This window comes from Pseudosulfitobacter pseudonitzschiae (assembly GCF_900129395.1).
Lineage (GTDB): Bacteria > Pseudomonadota > Alphaproteobacteria > Rhodobacterales > Rhodobacteraceae > Pseudosulfitobacter > Pseudosulfitobacter pseudonitzschiae.
On sequence record NZ_FQVP01000003.1, the window covers coordinates 626,033 to 640,869 of the forward strand.

Below are 14,837 nucleotides of genomic sequence, written 5' to 3' on the forward strand. Positions count from 1 at the left end.
CCGCTATGCGGGCGGGATGGGGGCGGCTATCAGGGGCGCACCCTTGGAGCCACAGGCAGATTCACATGACCGCCTATCTTGTCCTGTTCGCATCCGCACTGGTGGCGGCGACGATCCTGCCGATGCAATCCGAGGCGGTTCTGGTTGGCCTGCTGGTGGCGGGCCAGCATCCTGTCGTGGCGCTGTTGCTGGTGGCGACGGTGGGCAATGTACTGGGGTCTGTCATCAACTGGGTTCTGGGGCGTTACCTGTTGCGCTTCAGGGACCGGCGCTGGTTTCCCGCGTCGGACCGGCAACTGGATCGCGCGCAGGGGTGGTATCATCGCTATGGCCGCTGGTCGCTGCTGGGCAGTTGGTTGCCACTGGTCGGCGATCCGCTGACCGTGGTGGCGGGGGTCATGCGCGAACCCTTCGGGACCTTCCTGATGCTGGTCACGGTGGCCAAGGGCGCACGGTACCTGGTGTCGGCGGCGCTGACGCTGGCTTGGGTGTGACGGGCGTACTTGACTCCCACTGGTGAATATATCATCTCATCATACCAGTTGATATGTGCACAGAGGGACAGAAGACATGGCATACAAACTGGCGTTGATGGGCGCGGGCGGCAAAATGGGCGTGCGCAGTGCCACGAACCTGTTGCAATCGGATTTTGACGTGGCGCACGTCGAGATTTCGGAGGCTGGCAGAGCACGCCTAAAAGATGCCATCGGCGTCGACTGCGTACCCGTCGAAGAAGCGTTGAAGGATGCCGACGTGGTGCTGCTGGCGGTGCCCGACACGGCAATCCGCGCAGTGGCGGCTTCGATCATCGACATGGTGCCAGCGGGTGCAATGGTGGTCTGTCTGGACGCGGCGGGCCCCTTTGCAGGGCATCTGCCCGCGCGGGAAGACGTGACCTATTTCGTCACCCACCCGTGCCACCCGCCGATCTACAACGATGAACAGACCGAAGCGGGCCGCAAGGATTACTTCGGCGGGATTGCCGCGCAGCAGGGCATCGTGAACGCGCTGATGCAGGGGCCGGAAGAGCATTATACCTTGGGCGAAAAAGTGGGCCGCGCGATCTATGCACCCGTCGCGCGCAGTCACCGTGTGACGGTCGAGCAGATGGCGCTGCTGGAGCCAGGGCTGTCCGAAACCGTCTGTGCATCGCTGCTGGACGTCATGCGCGAGGCGATGGAAGAGGTCGTGCGGCGCGGTGTGCCGAAAGAGGCCGCGCGGGATTTCCTGCTGGGGCACATGAACATTCTGGGGGCCGTGATCTTTGACGAGATCGACGGCGTGTTCTCTGATGCCTGCAACAAGGCAATCACCTTCGGCAAGCCGATGCTGATGCGCGACGACTGGAAACGGGTGTTTGAACCCGACGAGATTGCCGCCAGCATCCAGCGCATCACCTGAATGTCAGTCGCGCGGTTGCAATCCGGCAGAACGGTCAAGGTGCGTGGCCATCTGCGCCACCGCCTCGTCGGCATCGCGCGCGGCGATGGCGGCGACGATCTGGCGGTGTTCGGACAAGGTGGTGTCCTCGTGACCCGACCAGCGCAGCAATGTGCCGTGGTTGTGGAAAATCCATTTCAGCATGGCATCCGCCAGCGCCGTGATCACCGGATTGCCCGCAATCGCGATGATGCGCGCATGAAAGGCGATGTCGGCGGCGACGAAATCCTCGGGCACATCACGGGCGGCGGATTGCATGGCGATCAGGTGGTGCAGGGCGGTCAGGTCGTCGTCGGTCCGCTGTTGGGCTGCGACACGGACAAGACCCAGTTCGAACATGCGCCGCGCGTCTTTCAGGTGCCCCAGATTTTCCGGTGCGATGGACAGCAGGGTTTGCGCCATGCTGTCCAGCTGCGCCAGCGCGCTTCGCGGGGTGATGGCGTTGACGCGGCTGCGTTCGCCATGGCTGACGGTGATCAGCCCCATGGTGTTCAGGGTCTGCAAGGCCTCGCGCACCACGGGACGGCCGACGCCGAACCGGTCCATCAGCGCGCGCTCCGACGGCATCGGGTCGCCGGGGGCAACGGCCCCTTCGACGATCATGGCGTGCAGACGGTCAAAGACCTCGTCCGAAAGCTTGCGGCGCGGGATCGGATCGGTGGGCGTGGACATGGCGGCTCCGGTGTTCTGGGTGCTGCAACTGGTATGATGAGATAAGCGATGATTGGTCAAGTCTTGGATACACCGGTTATGGCGTGGCTGGGCGATGATTTCACCGGTGCGGCGGCGGTGATGGAGGTGCTGGCCTTTGCCGGACTGCCGACCACGCTGTTCTTGCAGGTGCCCGATGCGGCCCGGCTGGCGCAGTTCTCTGACCTGCGGGGGATCGGCATTGCCAGCATGGCGCGCACGCGCTCACCCGACTGGATGGATGCAGAATTGCCTGCGTTGTTCGACGCGCTGGATGCGACGGGGGCGGCGCTGGTACAGTACAAAGTGTGTTCAACGCTCGATTCCGCGCCGCATGTGGGCAGCATCGGGCGGGCGATGGAGATCGGGCAGGCGCGCTTTTGTGGCGCGGTTCCGGTGGTGGTCGCAGCCCCGCAGATGCGCCGGTATCAGGCGTTCGGGCAATTGTTCGCGGGCACCGATGCGGGTGTGTTCCGGCTGGACCGGCATCCGGTGATGGCGCGCCATCCTGTGACGCCAATGGACGAGGCCGACGTGGCGCGGCATCTGTCGGCGCAGACGGATATGCCGCTGGGCTGTCTGGATCTGGAAGGGTTGCACGATGCGGCGCGGGCCGATGCGATGCTGATCGCGGGGCAGGGCGTGACGGTGGATATGATGGGGCCTGCGGACGAGGTCGCGGTGGGTCGGCTGCTGTGGGAGAACCGCGCGGCCAACCGCTTTGTGGTCGGCTCGCAGGGAACGGCTTATGCTTTGGTCGCCTATTTCCGGGCGCAAGGGTGGCTGCCCGAGGCTGCGCCAGTTGCCGGGTTGGGGCGTGTCGAACGGATGGCGGTGGTCAGCGGATCGGTTTCGCCCACCACGGCGGACCAAATTACATGGGCCTGTGACAACGGGTTTGCCGGTGTGGCGTTCGATGTCCTCGCCGCTTGTGGTGACGGTTTGCCCGCCGCCGAGGACGCGGCGGTGCAGGCAGGGCTGGCGGCCCTGGACGCGGGACAGGTGCCGTTGATCTATAGCGCAAAGGGACCGGACGATCCGGTGGTGGCGGCTTTGCGCGCGTCGGCGGGGGGCGATCTGCCTGCGGTGAACGACCGCATCGGCGCGGCGCTGGGGCGGGTGTTGCGGGCGTTGATCGAACGCGGCGGGCTGACCCGTGCCGTGGTGTCGGGCGGCGACACTTCGGGCCATGTGTGCCACGCTTTGGGCATCGACGCGCTGACGGCGGTGGCGCCGACCATTGCAGGGGCCGCGATTTGCCGCGCCCACGCGACGGGGGCGATGGACGGGCTGCATCTGGCGTTGAAGGGCGGGCAGATGGGCAGCCGCGATTATTTTGGATGGGTACGGGACGGAGGCGGCGCGCGATGACACGGTTGCAAGCGACATATGAGATTGAAAGCCCGGTGGGCGTGGCCCGCGCGGCGGAGGTGATCGCAGGGGAGCAATCCACCGGCACCTTTATCCGGCTGGCGTCGGAGACCGACGACCTGCGCGCGCGCTCTGCCGCACGGGTCGAGGCGGTCGAGATAACCGGCGCGTCGGACCATCCGGGGCTGCCTTGTAGGCTCAAGGCCGACCGATACGAGCAGGGACGTATCACGCTGAGCTGGCCGGTGGACACGTTCGGCCCGTCGCTGCCCAACATTCTGGCGACGGTGGCGGGCAACCTGTTCGAGCTGGCCGAAGTGTCGGCCATTCGGCTGTTGTCGCTGGAGATCCCCGACAGCATCGCCGCCGCCTGTCCGGGGCCGCAGTTCGGCATCGCGGGCACGCGGGCGCTGGTGGGGGTGGAAACGGGGCCGATGATCGGCACCATCGTCAAGCCCAGCGTGGGCCTGAGTGCGGCGGAGACCGCCGCATTGGCCGGTGATCTGGCGCGGGCGGGGATCGATTTCATCAAGGACGACGAATTGCAGGGCAACGGGCCTGCGTGCCCCTTGGAAGAGCGCGCGCGGTTGGTGATGCAGGCGCTGGACGAAGCGGCGCAAGTGACCGGTCGCAAGGTGATGTATGCGTTTAACATCACCGACGAAGTGACTGATATGTGGCGACATCTTGAAATGCTCGAAGGGCTGGGGGCGACCTGTGCGATGGTGTCTCTGAACTCGGTCGGGCTGGCGGGGCTGCGCGCGGTGCGCGACCGTTCGCCCTTGCCGATCCACGCGCATCGCAACGGCTGGGGGCTGTTGTCCCGCTCGCCGCACATCGGGATCGCGTACCCAGCGATGCAAAAGCTGTGGCGGCTGGCGGGCGCGGATCATCTGCATGTGAACGGGCTGGCCAGCAAGTTTACCGAACCCGACGACGTGGTGATCGAGGCGGCACAGGCGGTGCAGGCACCGGTTTCTGACAGCCACGACCACGCAGCACTGCCGGTGTTTTCGTCCGGCCAGACCGCTTGGCAGGTGGGGCCAAGTGCCGATGCGCTGGGCAATGATGATTTCCTGATTTGCGCGGGCGGGGGCATTATGAGCCACCCGGGCGGGCCTGCGGCGGGCATCACCAGTTTCCGGCAGGCAGCGGCGGCACAGGCACAGGGCGTGGATGTGCGCACCTATGCGGCGGACCATCCCGAGCTGGCGGCTGCGCTGGATGCCTTCAAGGGCGCGGTGACGCGCGGCTGAGCTTGTGTTGACATGGACGACAAATGTCGCGACACGTTGGTATACCATTTCGCACAGGAGTTGCCACCCATGTCCGCCATCCTCGCCATCGGCCCCTATACCGACGCTGAACGCACAGCCTTTGCAGCGGAGTTGAAGCCTGCCTTTGTCGGCACCCGTGACGAGTTGGCGGCGCTGGACGCCGCGACATGTGAGGCGGTCAAGGCGATTGCCTACAAGGGGCACCATGCCTTTGGCGGGGCCGAGATGGACCGCTTTGCCAACCTTGGCCTGATTGCGAATTTTGGCGTGGGCTATGATGCCATCGACGTGGATGCGGCGAGCGCGCGCGGGATCAAGGTGACGAACACGCCCGACGTGCTGAACGACGATGTGGCGGACCTGGCGATTGCCATGTGGCTGATGCAAGGCCGCGAAATGCGGCAGGCCGAGGCATGGGTGCGCGACGGGTCCTGGGGCGAAAAGGGTCCGGTGCCGCTGAACCGCAAGGTCAGCGGCGGCACGGTCGGGATCATGGGTATGGGTCGCATCGGGCGCGACATTGCCGATCGGCTGGCGGCGTTCAAATGCGACATCCACTATCACGCGCGGTCTGAGAAAGAGACGCCCGGATGGACCTATCACGCCGACCCGGTCGATCTGGCGCGTGCGGTGGATTTCCTGTTCGTGGCGCTGGTCGGTGGCCCCGCAACTGAAAAATACGTCTCGAAAGAGGTGATCGCGGCGCTGGGCGACAAGGGTGTGATCATCAACATCTCACGCGGCAGCACGATTGACGAAGAGGCGATGCTGGATGCGCTGGAAACCGGCGCGCTGGCGGGGGCCGGGCTGGATGTGTTCGTGGGCGAGCCGCATTTGAACCCGCGGTTCCAGAAGCTGGACAACGTGGTGCTGCAACCGCATCAGGGGTCTGGCACGCACGAGACACGGGCGGCAATGGCCAAGCTGCAACGCGACAACGTGGCGGCGCATCTGGCGGGGCGTGAGTTGCTGACGCCGGTGAATTGAGGGACCGGTGGGTTCTTTTTGAAACGCCAAGTCGTGGATTGGCGGGCCTTGGGACGGCCTGTCTTGCCGCACATATGCCTCTGACATGAGGCGCGGCGGTTTGGGGCAGCGCCCGTCCTTGATCGGGCGCTGCTCTGTGGAAAAGGGTCAGCCGGCGGGCTTATCGTCTTCAAGGTAATAGCGGATGTTGTCCTCGAATGACTCATCTGCCTCCAGCCCAAGCCTCAGCGCCTTGTCGGCATGGATGTCCCAACGCCAGCCCGAGACAATCGCCTGGACCTCGGGCTGTGCTTCCCAGCGGATCAGCTTGGCGGGTTCGGGGCCTGCCACGGCGGTCATGGCGGCGATCACCTGATCAATGGACCAGACCTTGCCCGGCATCTGCATCGCGCGGTTCTGCCCGATGGCGGCGGCGTCCAGTTCGGCGGCTTTGACAAGGTTGTCGGCGCATTTGCGGGGGCTGAGGTAATAGTGCAGGAAATCGCCATCGACGGGGCACACCGCCTCTTGCCCGTTCAGCGGTTCGCGCAGGATGGACGACATGAAGGACGACGCCGCGCGGTTGGGTTTGCCCGGGCGCACCGAGATCGTGGGCAGGCGGAAGGCGCGCCCGTCGATGAAGCCCTTGCGGGAATAGTCGTTGATGAGGATCTCGCCAATTGCCTTTTGCCCGCCATAGGAGGTTTGCGGGTTGGGATAGCTGTGGTCGCCCAAGGGGTTCTGCGCCTCGCCGCCGTAAACGGCGATGGAAGAGGTGAAGACCACGACCGGCCTGTGGCCCAGGGTGCGGCAGCGTTCCAATACGTTGTAGGTGCCAAAGAGGTTGATCTGCATGCCTGCGTCAAAATCCTCCTCCGCGTGGGCCGAGACGATGGCGGCCAGCAGGTAGATCACGTCGGTGTCCGCGGTCACGATCTGAGCGACAGAGGCCGCATCCGCGATGTCGCAGCGGGTGGTGTCGACCGAAAAGCCGGCCTCGACTGGCGCGGGGTCAATCACATCGGCCAGTGTCAGGCGGGTGATCGGCGCGCCGCGCAGGGTGCCCTTGGCGGCCAGTGCCTTGGCCAGTTTCTGCCCGACGACACCGCCGCCGCCTATAATCAGAATATTCATCTCTCTCCCTTTTCGTGGTCAGTCGTCTGCGGCAACGCGGTGCCGGGGTTGGGTTCGGGTCATCTCGTGTCGCCCGCGATCAGGGCCAACGCCACGACGCCCAGCATGGCGGCGGCCATTGCATAGTTGATGCGCCGCTGGGCTGTGTCGGACAGGTTCAGGCGGTGCAGGCTGGCCCCGGCCCAGAGCCATCCCAGATGGATCGGTATCCAGAAGGCGTTGACGATCAGAAGTTTCGTGATCGTTTCGAACAGCAGGCTGTCGGGGGCATAGGGAAAGCCTGCAAACAGCGTGGTGTTGACGGCATAGGCCTTGGGGTTGATCGCCTGCAACAGCAGGCCCGCACCGATCCCCGGCGCGGTGGCGGCGGCAATAAAGGCGACCTTGCTGCCGGCAAAGGCGATACGGGCGGCAAGATAGAGCAGGTAGATAATCGAGGCCCCCATCAGCACCCAGCGCACCACCGGTTCGGCCAGTATCACCGCCGCCAGTCCCGAGATCACGCCGAAGGCCACGACGTTGGTGCCGATGAAAAGCCCCGTCAGATAGCGCAGTCCGGCGCGAAACCCGTGGCCTGCACCGACGCCCGCCGTGGACAGCACGCCGGGGCCGGGGGTGATCAGCAGGAAAAACACCGCTGCCGCGAACAGGATCATGCGCCGAACACTTCGGCCTGCCGCAGAACAGGGGCGGCGTGGGCGAACAGGGCATGGAGCATCGCGGGCCTTTCGGTGGTTCTTGCAACCGGGATGGAATGGTATACCATTTCATCAAATGCGGATTCAGGCGGGGTGTCAATGGCACCTGCATGCCTTTGGGAGGGATATATGGACCTGTTTGATCTGGGCGGGCGCACGGCGCTGGTGACCGGCGCGTCGATGGGCATCGGTGCAGCGCTGGCGCGCGGCCTGGCCGAGGCGGGCGCGTGGGTGGTCCTGAACGCACGCAATGCCGCGCGGCTGGAGGCGGCGGCGCAGGGGCTGCGGGATGCGGGCCATGATGTGGATACGCTGGCCTTTGACGTGACCGACGCCGATGCGGTGCGCGCGGCGATCGACGGCTATGTGCAGACGCGGCCCATCGACATCCTGATCAACAACGCAGGGATGCAGCATCGCGGCCCGCTGGAGGATTTCGAGGTCGAAGCCTTTGACCGGCTGATGCGGACCAACGTGAATTCGGCCTTTTACGTGGGTCAGGCCACGGCGCGGCATATGATTGCGCAAGGGCACGGGCGGATCATCAACATCGCTTCGGTGCAGACCGCCTTGGCGCGTCCCGGCATCGCGCCTTACACCGCCTCAAAGGGCGCGATTGCCAACCTGACCAAGGGCATGGCGACCGATTGGGCGCGGCACGGGCTGAACTGCAACGCCATCGCGCCGGGCTATTTCGAGACCCCGCTGAACGCGGCACTGGTTGCGGACCCTGCATTCACCGAGTGGCTGGAGAAACGCACCCCGGCAGGTCGCTGGGGGCGGGTCGAGGAGCTGGTGGGGGCGGCGGTGTTCCTGTCGTCAAAGGCGTCGAGTTTCGTGAACGGGCAGACCATTTTCGTCGACGGCGGGATCACCGCCAGTCTTTAGGCACAGCTTTGGGAGGAGCATCACATGAGCAAGAGCATCATCGGTTTCATCGGCGTCGGTTTCATGGGTCATGGCATGGCCAAGAATCTGCTGCAAAAGGGCTATCCCTTGTGGGTCAAGGGCAACCGCAACCGTGCGCCGGTGGAGGATCTGGTGGGCATGGGCGCGCAAGAGGCCGCGACAGCGCGGGAACTGGCGCAGAATTGCGATGTGATCCATCTGTGCCTGTCCAACTCGGAACAGGTCGAGGCGGTGTTTCGCGGGCCGGATGGTATTCTGGCAGGCGCGCGGGCCGGGCTGATCGTGATTGATACCACCACGGCGGACCCGACCTCGACCGCCGTGCTGGCCGAGGAACTGGCGCAGACGGGCGGCACGCTGGTGGATGCGCCGCTGGGCCGGACCCCGAAAGAGGCCGAGGCCGGCACGCTGGACGCGATGGTGGGCTGTGACGATGCGACATTCGACCGGATCAGGCCGGTGCTGGAGTGCTGGGCGGGCAATATCACCCATGTCGGTGACACGGGGGCAGGGCACAAGATGAAGCTGCTGATGAACTTTATCTCGATGGGGTATGCGGCGCTTTATGCCGAAACCACGGTGCTGGGCGCCAGCGTGGGCATCCCGCCTGCTAAGCTGCGCGAGGTGATCGGGTCATCGCGGCTGACCAACGGATTTTTCGAGACGTTCATGACCTATGCCGTGGACCGCGAAGAGGTGCACAAGTTCACCATCTCGAATGCCGCCAAGGACCTGCGCTATGTCAACGCGATGGCGGATGGTGCGGGGATCATGACCGTGATGGCGTCGGCAGCAAAACAGTATTTCGCCCATGTCGACGCCAGCGGGAAGGGGCAGGATTACGTGCCCAAGATCACCGACCACGTGGCGGCGCTGAACGGGATGGACATGGAAGAAGAGGCGAAGAAGGGGCGGGGCTGAGAAAGCCATGAAGCGCGGCGGGCCGGGTTGCGCCTGGCCTGTCGAAGCTCGGCAACGCCGCCAGTCAGGCCGACGTGTCGTCGTTCCAGCGCTTTTGCATTTCCTCGGGCGAGACAGCCTCGATGGTCTGCGACACCATCCACCTGTGGCCGAATGGGTCCAGAAGGGTCGCGGTGCGCTCGCCAAAGGATTGATCCGCAGGTGCGCGCAACAATATCGCTCCGGCGGCCACGGCCCGTTCGACATCCGCATCAACTGTGGATGTTGCCAGGTGAAACGTGACGGCGGTTCCGCCCAGCATGTCGGGGCTGATCGCACCGAAATCGGGGTATTCGTCACTCAACATGATGCGCGAGGCGCCAATCAGCAACTCGGCATGGCCGATCCTGCCGTCGCCGGGGTCCGTCATGCGGAACTCTTCCACTGCGCCGAATGCCGTGGTGTAGAACTGGATGGCGTCTTTTGCGCCTTTTGTGACGAGGTACGGGACGATTGAAAGAGACATCAGGGAATCCTCTGCTTGCACCGGATTTTTATTTACGTTACGTTTCGTAATTAAATGAGTCAAGACAAACCAAATACCCGCGGTCGCCCCCCCAGCAAGGCCGCCAGATCAAAGGCGCTGAAAGCGGCTGTTGAAATCCTGATGGATCTGGGCTTCGGACGGCTGACCATTGATGCGGTCGCTGCCCGTTCGGGTGTCGGCAAGCCGACCATCTACAGGAATTGGGCCAATGCCAGTGAATTGGCGATGGCGGCGCTCATGGAAAGCCAGCCGACAGAGCCCGTGCAGGCAACAGGTGCGCTGTCCGAGCGTTTGGAACATCAGGTTATGTCCATCGTGACGGCTTTTGCGACCACGCGGGGGCGGCAAATCGGACTTGCGCTTGCGGCCGCGGATCGGGACAGCGAAATGACCCGCGCCTTTCGCAATCGCGTGATCCTGTCAGGGCGTGAGATCGGCCGGGCGACCATATCTCAAGCCGTCAAAGCAGGAGAGATCGCAGCCCCCCGCGACACCGAAGTCGTGCTGGACATGATCTATGCCCCCATATTCTACCGTCTGCTTGTGGGCCACTTGCCTTTGGACAGGGACTTTGCAGCGGCCTTGGTTGCACAGGGGCTGGCACTGTTGGGAGCGGGGGATCAACGGGGTTAGCCATTTGCATTTGTTCGGCACCCTGCACGTATTCTGACAGCCCACAAGGCGAGGGCCATCCCACCGGGCGGAGGGGGCGAACCCATCGGTGTGATCTTTTGCGCTGCGGATCAGTCCGATGCGGGCTCTTCAGGATGCGTGCGTGCGAACAGGCGCACATAGGTCAGGGCGGTGGCGCGGGACAGACAGCGTTCCTTTTGCAGCGCGATCTGCGCGCCGTCGAGGTCCGAGGCCGCCTTGGCCAATGCCTCGATCCGGTCGCATTGCACCATGCCGCCGATCACTTCGTATTTGGCCTCGATCCGGGCGACGGTGGCGGCGGTGTCCTCGGGCAGCGCTTTCACGCGTTTGCCGATGGCCGCCCCCCATTGCGCACGGGTTTCCGCAAAACAGGCGGTGCTGACCGCAGGCGTTTCGGGCGCGCTGTCCATGCAGGCGGCATCCGACGGCTCGACGCAGAGCGTGGGGTCGGTGCCATCCTTGAGCGCTGCGGCAAGGCAGGCCTCGGCCCCCGCCACCTGTGCCGCGACAGGGTTGCACAATGCGGCAAGCATCGCGGTGTATGTCATTAATCTCATCGGGGGCCCTTGCTGCGTATTCTTCTTGCAAATGGTATACCAAGTTGCCAGTTTGCGGCAAGCACTGAGCACATCGGGAGAGTGAATATGCCATCCATCATCATCACCGGCGCCGGCAGCGGCGTGGGACGCGCCACGGCCAGGGCTTTTATCGACGCAGGCTGGGACGTGGGGCTGGTCGGGCGGCGCGCGGCGGCGCTGGAGGAGACCGCAGGTGACAGCGGCGCGCTGGTGCTGCCCTGTGACGTGACCGACGAGGATGCAGTGGATGCGGCCTTTGGCAAGGCCGTGCAGGCCTGGGGGCGGCTTGATGCCCTGTTCAACAACGCGGGCGTGTCGCTGGGCGGTGCGCCGCTGGACGAGCTGAAGGTGGCGGATATTCGCAACCTGCTGGACGTGAACATCATGGGGGCGTTCATCGCGGCGCGTGCCGCCTTTGGCCAGATGCGCAAACAGGACCCGCAGGGCGGGCGCATCATCAACAACGGCTCGGTCAGCGCCTATGTCCCGCGCTGGGGCTCGGCGCCCTATACGGCGTCGAAACACGCGGTGACGGGTCTGACGCGGACCATTTCGCTGGACGGACGGCGGTTCAACATTGCCTGCGGGCAGATCGACATCGGCAACGCGCTGACCGACATGGCGGCGAAGATGACCAAGGGCGTGCCGCAGGCGGACGGATCGAATGCGATCGAACCGGTGATGGATGTGGCCAACGTGGCCTCCTCGGTGCTGCATATGGCCAGCCTGCCGCTGGACGCGAACGTGCAGTTCATGACCGTGATGGCGACGAACATGCCCTATATCGGGCGCGGCTGACATACGGCGGGGCGGTCAGCGGGCGCTGCGACGGTCAAGGTCGTCGGGGGCCGGACCTGCAAGGTTCAAGCGAGGAGGTGTCGGATGACACGAGGGACGGTGGCCATTTTTGGTCTTGGTGCGATGGGCGGCGGCATGGCGGGGGCTTTGGTGCGCGCCGGTCTGGTGACGCACGGCTTTGACGTGAACGCCGACGCCGTGGCGCGGTTCCGGGCTGCAGGCGGGGCAGAGGGCACGCTGGAAGAGGTGGCCGCGACGCTGGACGCGGTTGTGGTCGTGGTGGTGAATGCGGCGCAGACCGAGGACGTGTTGTTCGGGGCCAACGGCATCGCGGGCAAGCTGGCCAAGGGCACGGTCGTGGTGGCCTGCGCCACGGTGCCGCCGGAGTTTGCGCGCGACATGGCGGCGCGTTGCGCGGACCTGGGGCTGGAATATCTGGATGCGCCGGTGTCGGGTGGGACCATCCGTGCAGCCGACGGAACCTTGTCGATTCTGGCGTCGGGATCGGCAGCGGCCTTTGACCGTGCGCGCCCCGCGCTCGAGGCGATGGCCGAGCGGGTGTTCGAACTGGGCGATACGGTCGGTGCCGGATCGTCGATGAAGGCGGTGAACCAGATGCTGGTGGGCATCCACATCGCCGCCATGGCCGAGGCGATGACATTCGGCATGACCCAAGGGGTTGAACCGGATCAGTTTCTGGAGGTGATTTCGCAATGTGCCGGAACGTCCTGGGCGTTGGAAAGTCGCGGGCCGCATGTGCGTGACGGGGATTACACACCGCTGAGTGCGGTGGACATCTGGCCCAAGGATCTGGGGATTGTCATGGACATTGCCAAGTCGGCGAAGTTCGGTGCGCCGATCACGGCGGCGGCTTTGCAGCAATGGCTGGCGGCGTCGGGCTCGGGTCTGGGCCGCGAGGATGACGCGGCGGTGGCCAAGGTTTACGCCCGCAACGCCGGGATCACCCTGCCGGGGGACGCATGAGCACGGTTCTGGGCGCGATTGCCGACGATTTTACCGGGGCCACCGATCTGGCCGGCTTGCTGGCGCGCAGCGGGGCGCGGGTGTCTTTGCGCATCGGCGTGCCCGAGGGACCGGTGCAGGATGCCGCGCCGTTCGAAGTGATCGCGCTGAAGATCCGCACGGCCCCTGTGGCCGAGGCTGTGGCACAGGCGCGCGCGGCGCAGGGATGGCTGGCGCAGGCGGGGGCAAAGCGGTTCTTCTGGAAGTATTGTTCGACCTTTGACAGCACGGCGCAGGGCAACATCGGCCCCGTGGCCGAGGCGTTGATGGAGGCCACAGGGGCGCGGCAGACGATCTATTGCCCGGCTTTTCCTGAAAACGGGCGCACGATTTTCATGGGCAACCTGTTCGTGGGGCAGGTGCCGCTGGCCGAAAGCCCGATGAAGGACCATCCGCTGACACCCATGCGCGACAGCAATCTGATGCGGCTGCTGGCCCCGCAGGTGACGCGGGACGTGGGGCTGATCGACCGTTTGACGGTGGCGCGCGGGGCGGATGCGCTGCGCGATGCCTTGGCGCTGGCCGCGCCGCATGTGGTTGTGGATGCGGTGGCGGACAGTGATCTTTATGTGATCGCCGAGGCCTGCCGCGATGCGGTTCTGATGACCGGAGGCAGTGCGGTGGCGATGCCGCTGCCGGATCTCTACCGCGCGGCGGGGCTTTTGCAGGACGGCGGCGCGGCGGCAACGTGGCGCGCGGCGGAGGGGCCTGCGCTGGTGCTGTCGGGGTCGTGCTCGGCCATGACACAGGCGCAGGTGGCGCGCTATGCTGCTGCCAACCCCAGCTATCAGTTGGACCCGCTGGCGCTGGTGCGCGACGGGGTGCAGCCGGTGCTGGACTGGTTGGCGGTGCAATCGGGCGCGCCGATGATTTACGCGACGGCGGCCCCCGACGTGGTGCGCGCCGCACAGGACAAGCTGGGCCGTGACAAGGCCGGCGCGGTGGTCGAGGACGCGCTGGGCCAGATCGCCATCGCCGCGCGCGACACGGGCACACGGCGGTTCGTGGTGGCGGGCGGTGAAAGCGCGGGCGCAGTGACACAGGCGCTGGGCGTGACGCGGCTGGACATCGGTCCCGAGATCGCCCCCGGCGTGCCGTGGTGTGCAGCCAGCAGCGGCGGGTATGACGTGGCGCTGGCGTTGAAATCGGGGAATTTCGGCACGGAAGATTTCTTTGCCACCGCATTGGGGACATTGGACACATGAGCGCCGAGGCCGACCTGCGCGAGTTGATCTGTACGCTGGCGAAATCGCTGTATGATCGGGGGCTTACGGGTGGTTCTTCGGGCAACATCTCAGCTCGTACCGGCGATGGCGGGCTGTTGGTGACGCCGACGGGGTCCAGCTTTGGCCGCCTTGACCCGGCGCGGCTGTCGCTGTTCGACAGCAAAGGCATCCATGTGGGCGGTGACAAGCCGACCAAGGAAATGCCGCTGCATTCGGCGTTCTACGAGACACGCAGCACGGCAGGCGCGGTGGTGCATCTGCATTCGTGCCATGCGGTGGCTTTGTCGATGCTTGAGGGTGTGGACCCCGACAATTTCCTGCCGCCGCTGACACCCTATGCGATCATGAAACTGGGCAAGGTCAAGCTGCTGCCGGTGTTCCTGCCCGGCGATCCGGCGATGGGCGACGCAGTGCGCGGACTGGCGGGGAAACGCTCGGCGGTGATGTTGGCCAACCACGGGCCGGTGGTGGCGGGCAAGGACGTGGAAGCCGCCTGTTACGCGATCGAGGAACTGGAAGACACCGCACGGCTGGCGCTGCTGACGCATGGCCTGCCGCGCCGTCCGCTGAGCGATGCGCAGATCAACGACATCGTCACCCGCTTTGACGTGGATTGGGAGTGAGAC

At 65.2% G+C, this 14,837-nt stretch carries 17 protein-coding genes; 12 read left to right on the top strand and 5 right to left on the bottom strand.

Features of this window, described 5'->3' with window-relative positions; all coding sequences use genetic code 11:
* Nucleotides 1-65 precede the first annotated feature (65 nt).
* Both BUC08_RS11230 and BUC08_RS11235 read left to right on the top strand, forming a co-directional pair.
* Complete coding sequence (locus tag BUC08_RS11230) at nucleotides 66-494, top strand: YqaA family protein (RefSeq protein WP_037923767.1); 429 nt, start codon at nucleotides 66-68, stop codon at nucleotides 492-494.
* A gap of 76 nt (nucleotides 495-570) precedes the next feature.
* Nucleotides 571-1,401, top strand: a complete 831-nt coding sequence (locus BUC08_RS11235) for a phosphogluconate dehydrogenase C-terminal domain-containing protein (protein ID WP_037923765.1) — start codon at nucleotides 571-573, stop codon at nucleotides 1,399-1,401.
* A gap of 3 nt (nucleotides 1,402-1,404) precedes the next feature.
* Here BUC08_RS11235 and nanR read toward each other — a convergent pair whose 3' ends face one another.
* Nucleotides 1,405-2,112 (bottom strand): transcriptional regulator NanR, encoded by a 708-nt coding sequence (gene nanR, locus BUC08_RS11240; protein ID WP_037923762.1) that lies wholly within the window; start codon nucleotides 2,110-2,112, stop codon nucleotides 1,405-1,407.
* A 48-nt stretch (nucleotides 2,113-2,160) separates the two neighbouring features.
* Here nanR and BUC08_RS11245 point away from each other — a divergent pair, with 48 nt between their 5' ends.
* From BUC08_RS11245 to BUC08_RS11255, 3 genes are all read left to right on the top strand, one after another.
* A complete protein-coding gene (locus BUC08_RS11245; protein WP_037923759.1) occupies nucleotides 2,161-3,501 on the top strand; it encodes a four-carbon acid sugar kinase family protein in 1,341 nt (446 codons plus the stop codon).
* Nucleotides 3,498-4,757: a ribulose-bisphosphate carboxylase large subunit family protein gene (locus tag BUC08_RS11250; protein WP_037923757.1), complete on the top strand. Its 1,260-nt coding sequence runs from the start codon at nucleotides 3,498-3,500 to the stop codon at nucleotides 4,755-4,757. Before BUC08_RS11245 ends, BUC08_RS11250 begins: the two co-directional genes overlap by 4 nt.
* Nucleotides 4,758-4,826: 69 nt before the next feature.
* Nucleotides 4,827-5,765 carry a 2-hydroxyacid dehydrogenase gene (locus BUC08_RS11255; protein ID WP_037923755.1) on the top strand — a complete coding sequence of 313 codons (939 nt, stop codon included), beginning with the start codon at nucleotides 4,827-4,829 and terminating at the stop codon, nucleotides 5,763-5,765.
* A gap of 147 nt (nucleotides 5,766-5,912) precedes the next feature.
* Here the strand turns inward: BUC08_RS11255 and denD are convergent, their stop codons facing one another.
* Both denD and BUC08_RS11265 read right to left on the bottom strand, forming a co-directional pair.
* The gene (gene denD, locus BUC08_RS11260) at nucleotides 5,913-6,878 is read right to left on the bottom strand and encodes a D-erythronate dehydrogenase (protein WP_037923753.1); all 966 of its coding nucleotides are present in this window, start codon (nucleotides 6,876-6,878) and stop codon (nucleotides 5,913-5,915) included.
* 59 nt (nucleotides 6,879-6,937) lie between these two features.
* Nucleotides 6,938-7,534: a LysE family translocator gene (locus BUC08_RS11265; protein WP_037923752.1), complete on the bottom strand. Its 597-nt coding sequence runs from the start codon at nucleotides 7,532-7,534 to the stop codon at nucleotides 6,938-6,940.
* Between the two features lie 171 nt (nucleotides 7,535-7,705).
* Between BUC08_RS11265 and BUC08_RS11270 the strand changes: the two genes are divergently transcribed.
* On the top strand, nucleotides 7,706-8,464 hold the full coding sequence (locus tag BUC08_RS11270; RefSeq protein WP_037923750.1) for an SDR family oxidoreductase: 759 nt from the start codon (nucleotides 7,706-7,708) through the stop codon (nucleotides 8,462-8,464).
* Between the two features lie 24 nt (nucleotides 8,465-8,488).
* Nucleotides 8,489-9,406: an NAD(P)-dependent oxidoreductase gene (locus BUC08_RS11275; protein ID WP_037923748.1), complete on the top strand. Its 918-nt coding sequence runs from the start codon at nucleotides 8,489-8,491 to the stop codon at nucleotides 9,404-9,406.
* Nucleotides 9,407-9,470: 64 nt separating this feature from the next.
* On the opposite strand, the gene BUC08_RS11280 is transcribed toward BUC08_RS11275, so the two are convergent.
* Complete coding sequence (locus tag BUC08_RS11280; protein ID WP_037923746.1) at nucleotides 9,471-9,911, bottom strand: VOC family protein; 441 nt, start codon at nucleotides 9,909-9,911, stop codon at nucleotides 9,471-9,473.
* Nucleotides 9,912-9,965: 54 nt separating this feature from the next.
* Here BUC08_RS11280 and BUC08_RS11285 point away from each other — a divergent pair, with 54 nt between their 5' ends.
* Nucleotides 9,966-10,565, top strand: coding sequence for a TetR/AcrR family transcriptional regulator (locus BUC08_RS11285; protein WP_037923743.1), 600 nt, complete (start codon nucleotides 9,966-9,968; stop codon nucleotides 10,563-10,565).
* Between the two features lie 110 nt (nucleotides 10,566-10,675).
* On the opposite strand, the gene BUC08_RS11290 is transcribed toward BUC08_RS11285, so the two are convergent.
* Entirely contained in the window at nucleotides 10,676-11,143 is a 468-nt protein-coding gene (locus tag BUC08_RS11290; RefSeq protein WP_143186716.1) for a hypothetical protein, read from the bottom strand.
* 87 nt (nucleotides 11,144-11,230) lie between these two features.
* Between BUC08_RS11290 and BUC08_RS11295 the strand changes: the two genes are divergently transcribed.
* The 4 genes from BUC08_RS11295 (at nucleotide 11,231) to otnC (ending at nucleotide 14,834) form a co-directional block, all read left to right on the top strand.
* Nucleotides 11,231-11,962, top strand: a complete 732-nt coding sequence (locus tag BUC08_RS11295) for an SDR family oxidoreductase (protein ID WP_037923738.1) — start codon at nucleotides 11,231-11,233, stop codon at nucleotides 11,960-11,962.
* Nucleotides 11,963-12,046: 84 nt separating this feature from the next.
* Nucleotides 12,047-12,946, top strand: a complete 900-nt coding sequence (ltnD, locus tag BUC08_RS11300; RefSeq protein ID WP_037923736.1) for an L-threonate dehydrogenase — start codon at nucleotides 12,047-12,049, stop codon at nucleotides 12,944-12,946.
* Nucleotides 12,943-14,190 carry a 3-oxo-tetronate kinase gene (gene otnK / locus BUC08_RS11305; RefSeq protein ID WP_037923735.1) on the top strand — a complete coding sequence of 416 codons (1,248 nt, stop codon included), beginning with the start codon at nucleotides 12,943-12,945 and terminating at the stop codon, nucleotides 14,188-14,190. The genes ltnD and otnK overlap by 4 nt, the downstream gene beginning before the upstream one ends.
* The gene (gene otnC / locus BUC08_RS11310; RefSeq protein WP_037923733.1) at nucleotides 14,187-14,834 is read left to right on the top strand and encodes a 3-oxo-tetronate 4-phosphate decarboxylase; all 648 of its coding nucleotides are present in this window, start codon (nucleotides 14,187-14,189) and stop codon (nucleotides 14,832-14,834) included. Before otnK ends, otnC begins: the two co-directional genes overlap by 4 nt.
* The last annotated feature ends 3 nt before the right edge of the window (nucleotides 14,835-14,837 follow it).

Excerpts from the sequence above, each read along its gene's own strand:
- BUC08_RS11230 (WP_037923767.1), top strand. The coding sequence starts at position 66 with ATGACCGCCTATCTTGTCCTGTTCGCATCCGCACTGGTGGCGGCGACG.
- BUC08_RS11235 (WP_037923765.1), top strand. The coding sequence starts at position 571 with ATGGCATACAAACTGGCGTTGATGGGCGCGGGCGGCAAAATGGGCGTG.
- nanR (WP_037923762.1), bottom strand. The coding sequence starts at position 2,112 with ATGTCCACGCCCACCGATCCGATCCCGCGCCGCAAGCTTTCGGACGAG.
- BUC08_RS11245 (WP_037923759.1), top strand. The coding sequence starts at position 2,161 with ATGATTGGTCAAGTCTTGGATACACCGGTTATGGCGTGGCTGGGCGAT.
- BUC08_RS11250 (WP_037923757.1), top strand. The coding sequence starts at position 3,498 with ATGACACGGTTGCAAGCGACATATGAGATTGAAAGCCCGGTGGGCGTG.
- BUC08_RS11255 (WP_037923755.1), top strand. The coding sequence starts at position 4,827 with ATGTCCGCCATCCTCGCCATCGGCCCCTATACCGACGCTGAACGCACA.
- denD (WP_037923753.1), bottom strand. The coding sequence starts at position 6,878 with ATGAATATTCTGATTATAGGCGGCGGCGGTGTCGTCGGGCAGAAACTG.
- BUC08_RS11265 (WP_037923752.1), bottom strand. The coding sequence starts at position 7,534 with ATGATCCTGTTCGCGGCAGCGGTGTTTTTCCTGCTGATCACCCCCGGC.
- BUC08_RS11270 (WP_037923750.1), top strand. The coding sequence starts at position 7,706 with ATGGACCTGTTTGATCTGGGCGGGCGCACGGCGCTGGTGACCGGCGCG.
- BUC08_RS11275 (WP_037923748.1), top strand. The coding sequence starts at position 8,489 with ATGAGCAAGAGCATCATCGGTTTCATCGGCGTCGGTTTCATGGGTCAT.
- BUC08_RS11280 (WP_037923746.1), bottom strand. The coding sequence starts at position 9,911 with ATGTCTCTTTCAATCGTCCCGTACCTCGTCACAAAAGGCGCAAAAGAC.
- BUC08_RS11285 (WP_037923743.1), top strand. The coding sequence starts at position 9,966 with ATGAGTCAAGACAAACCAAATACCCGCGGTCGCCCCCCCAGCAAGGCC.
- BUC08_RS11290 (WP_143186716.1), bottom strand. The coding sequence starts at position 11,143 with ATGAGATTAATGACATACACCGCGATGCTTGCCGCATTGTGCAACCCT.
- BUC08_RS11295 (WP_037923738.1), top strand. The coding sequence starts at position 11,231 with ATGCCATCCATCATCATCACCGGCGCCGGCAGCGGCGTGGGACGCGCC.
- ltnD (WP_037923736.1), top strand. The coding sequence starts at position 12,047 with ATGACACGAGGGACGGTGGCCATTTTTGGTCTTGGTGCGATGGGCGGC.
- otnK (WP_037923735.1), top strand. The coding sequence starts at position 12,943 with ATGAGCACGGTTCTGGGCGCGATTGCCGACGATTTTACCGGGGCCACC.
- otnC (WP_037923733.1), top strand. The coding sequence starts at position 14,187 with ATGAGCGCCGAGGCCGACCTGCGCGAGTTGATCTGTACGCTGGCGAAA.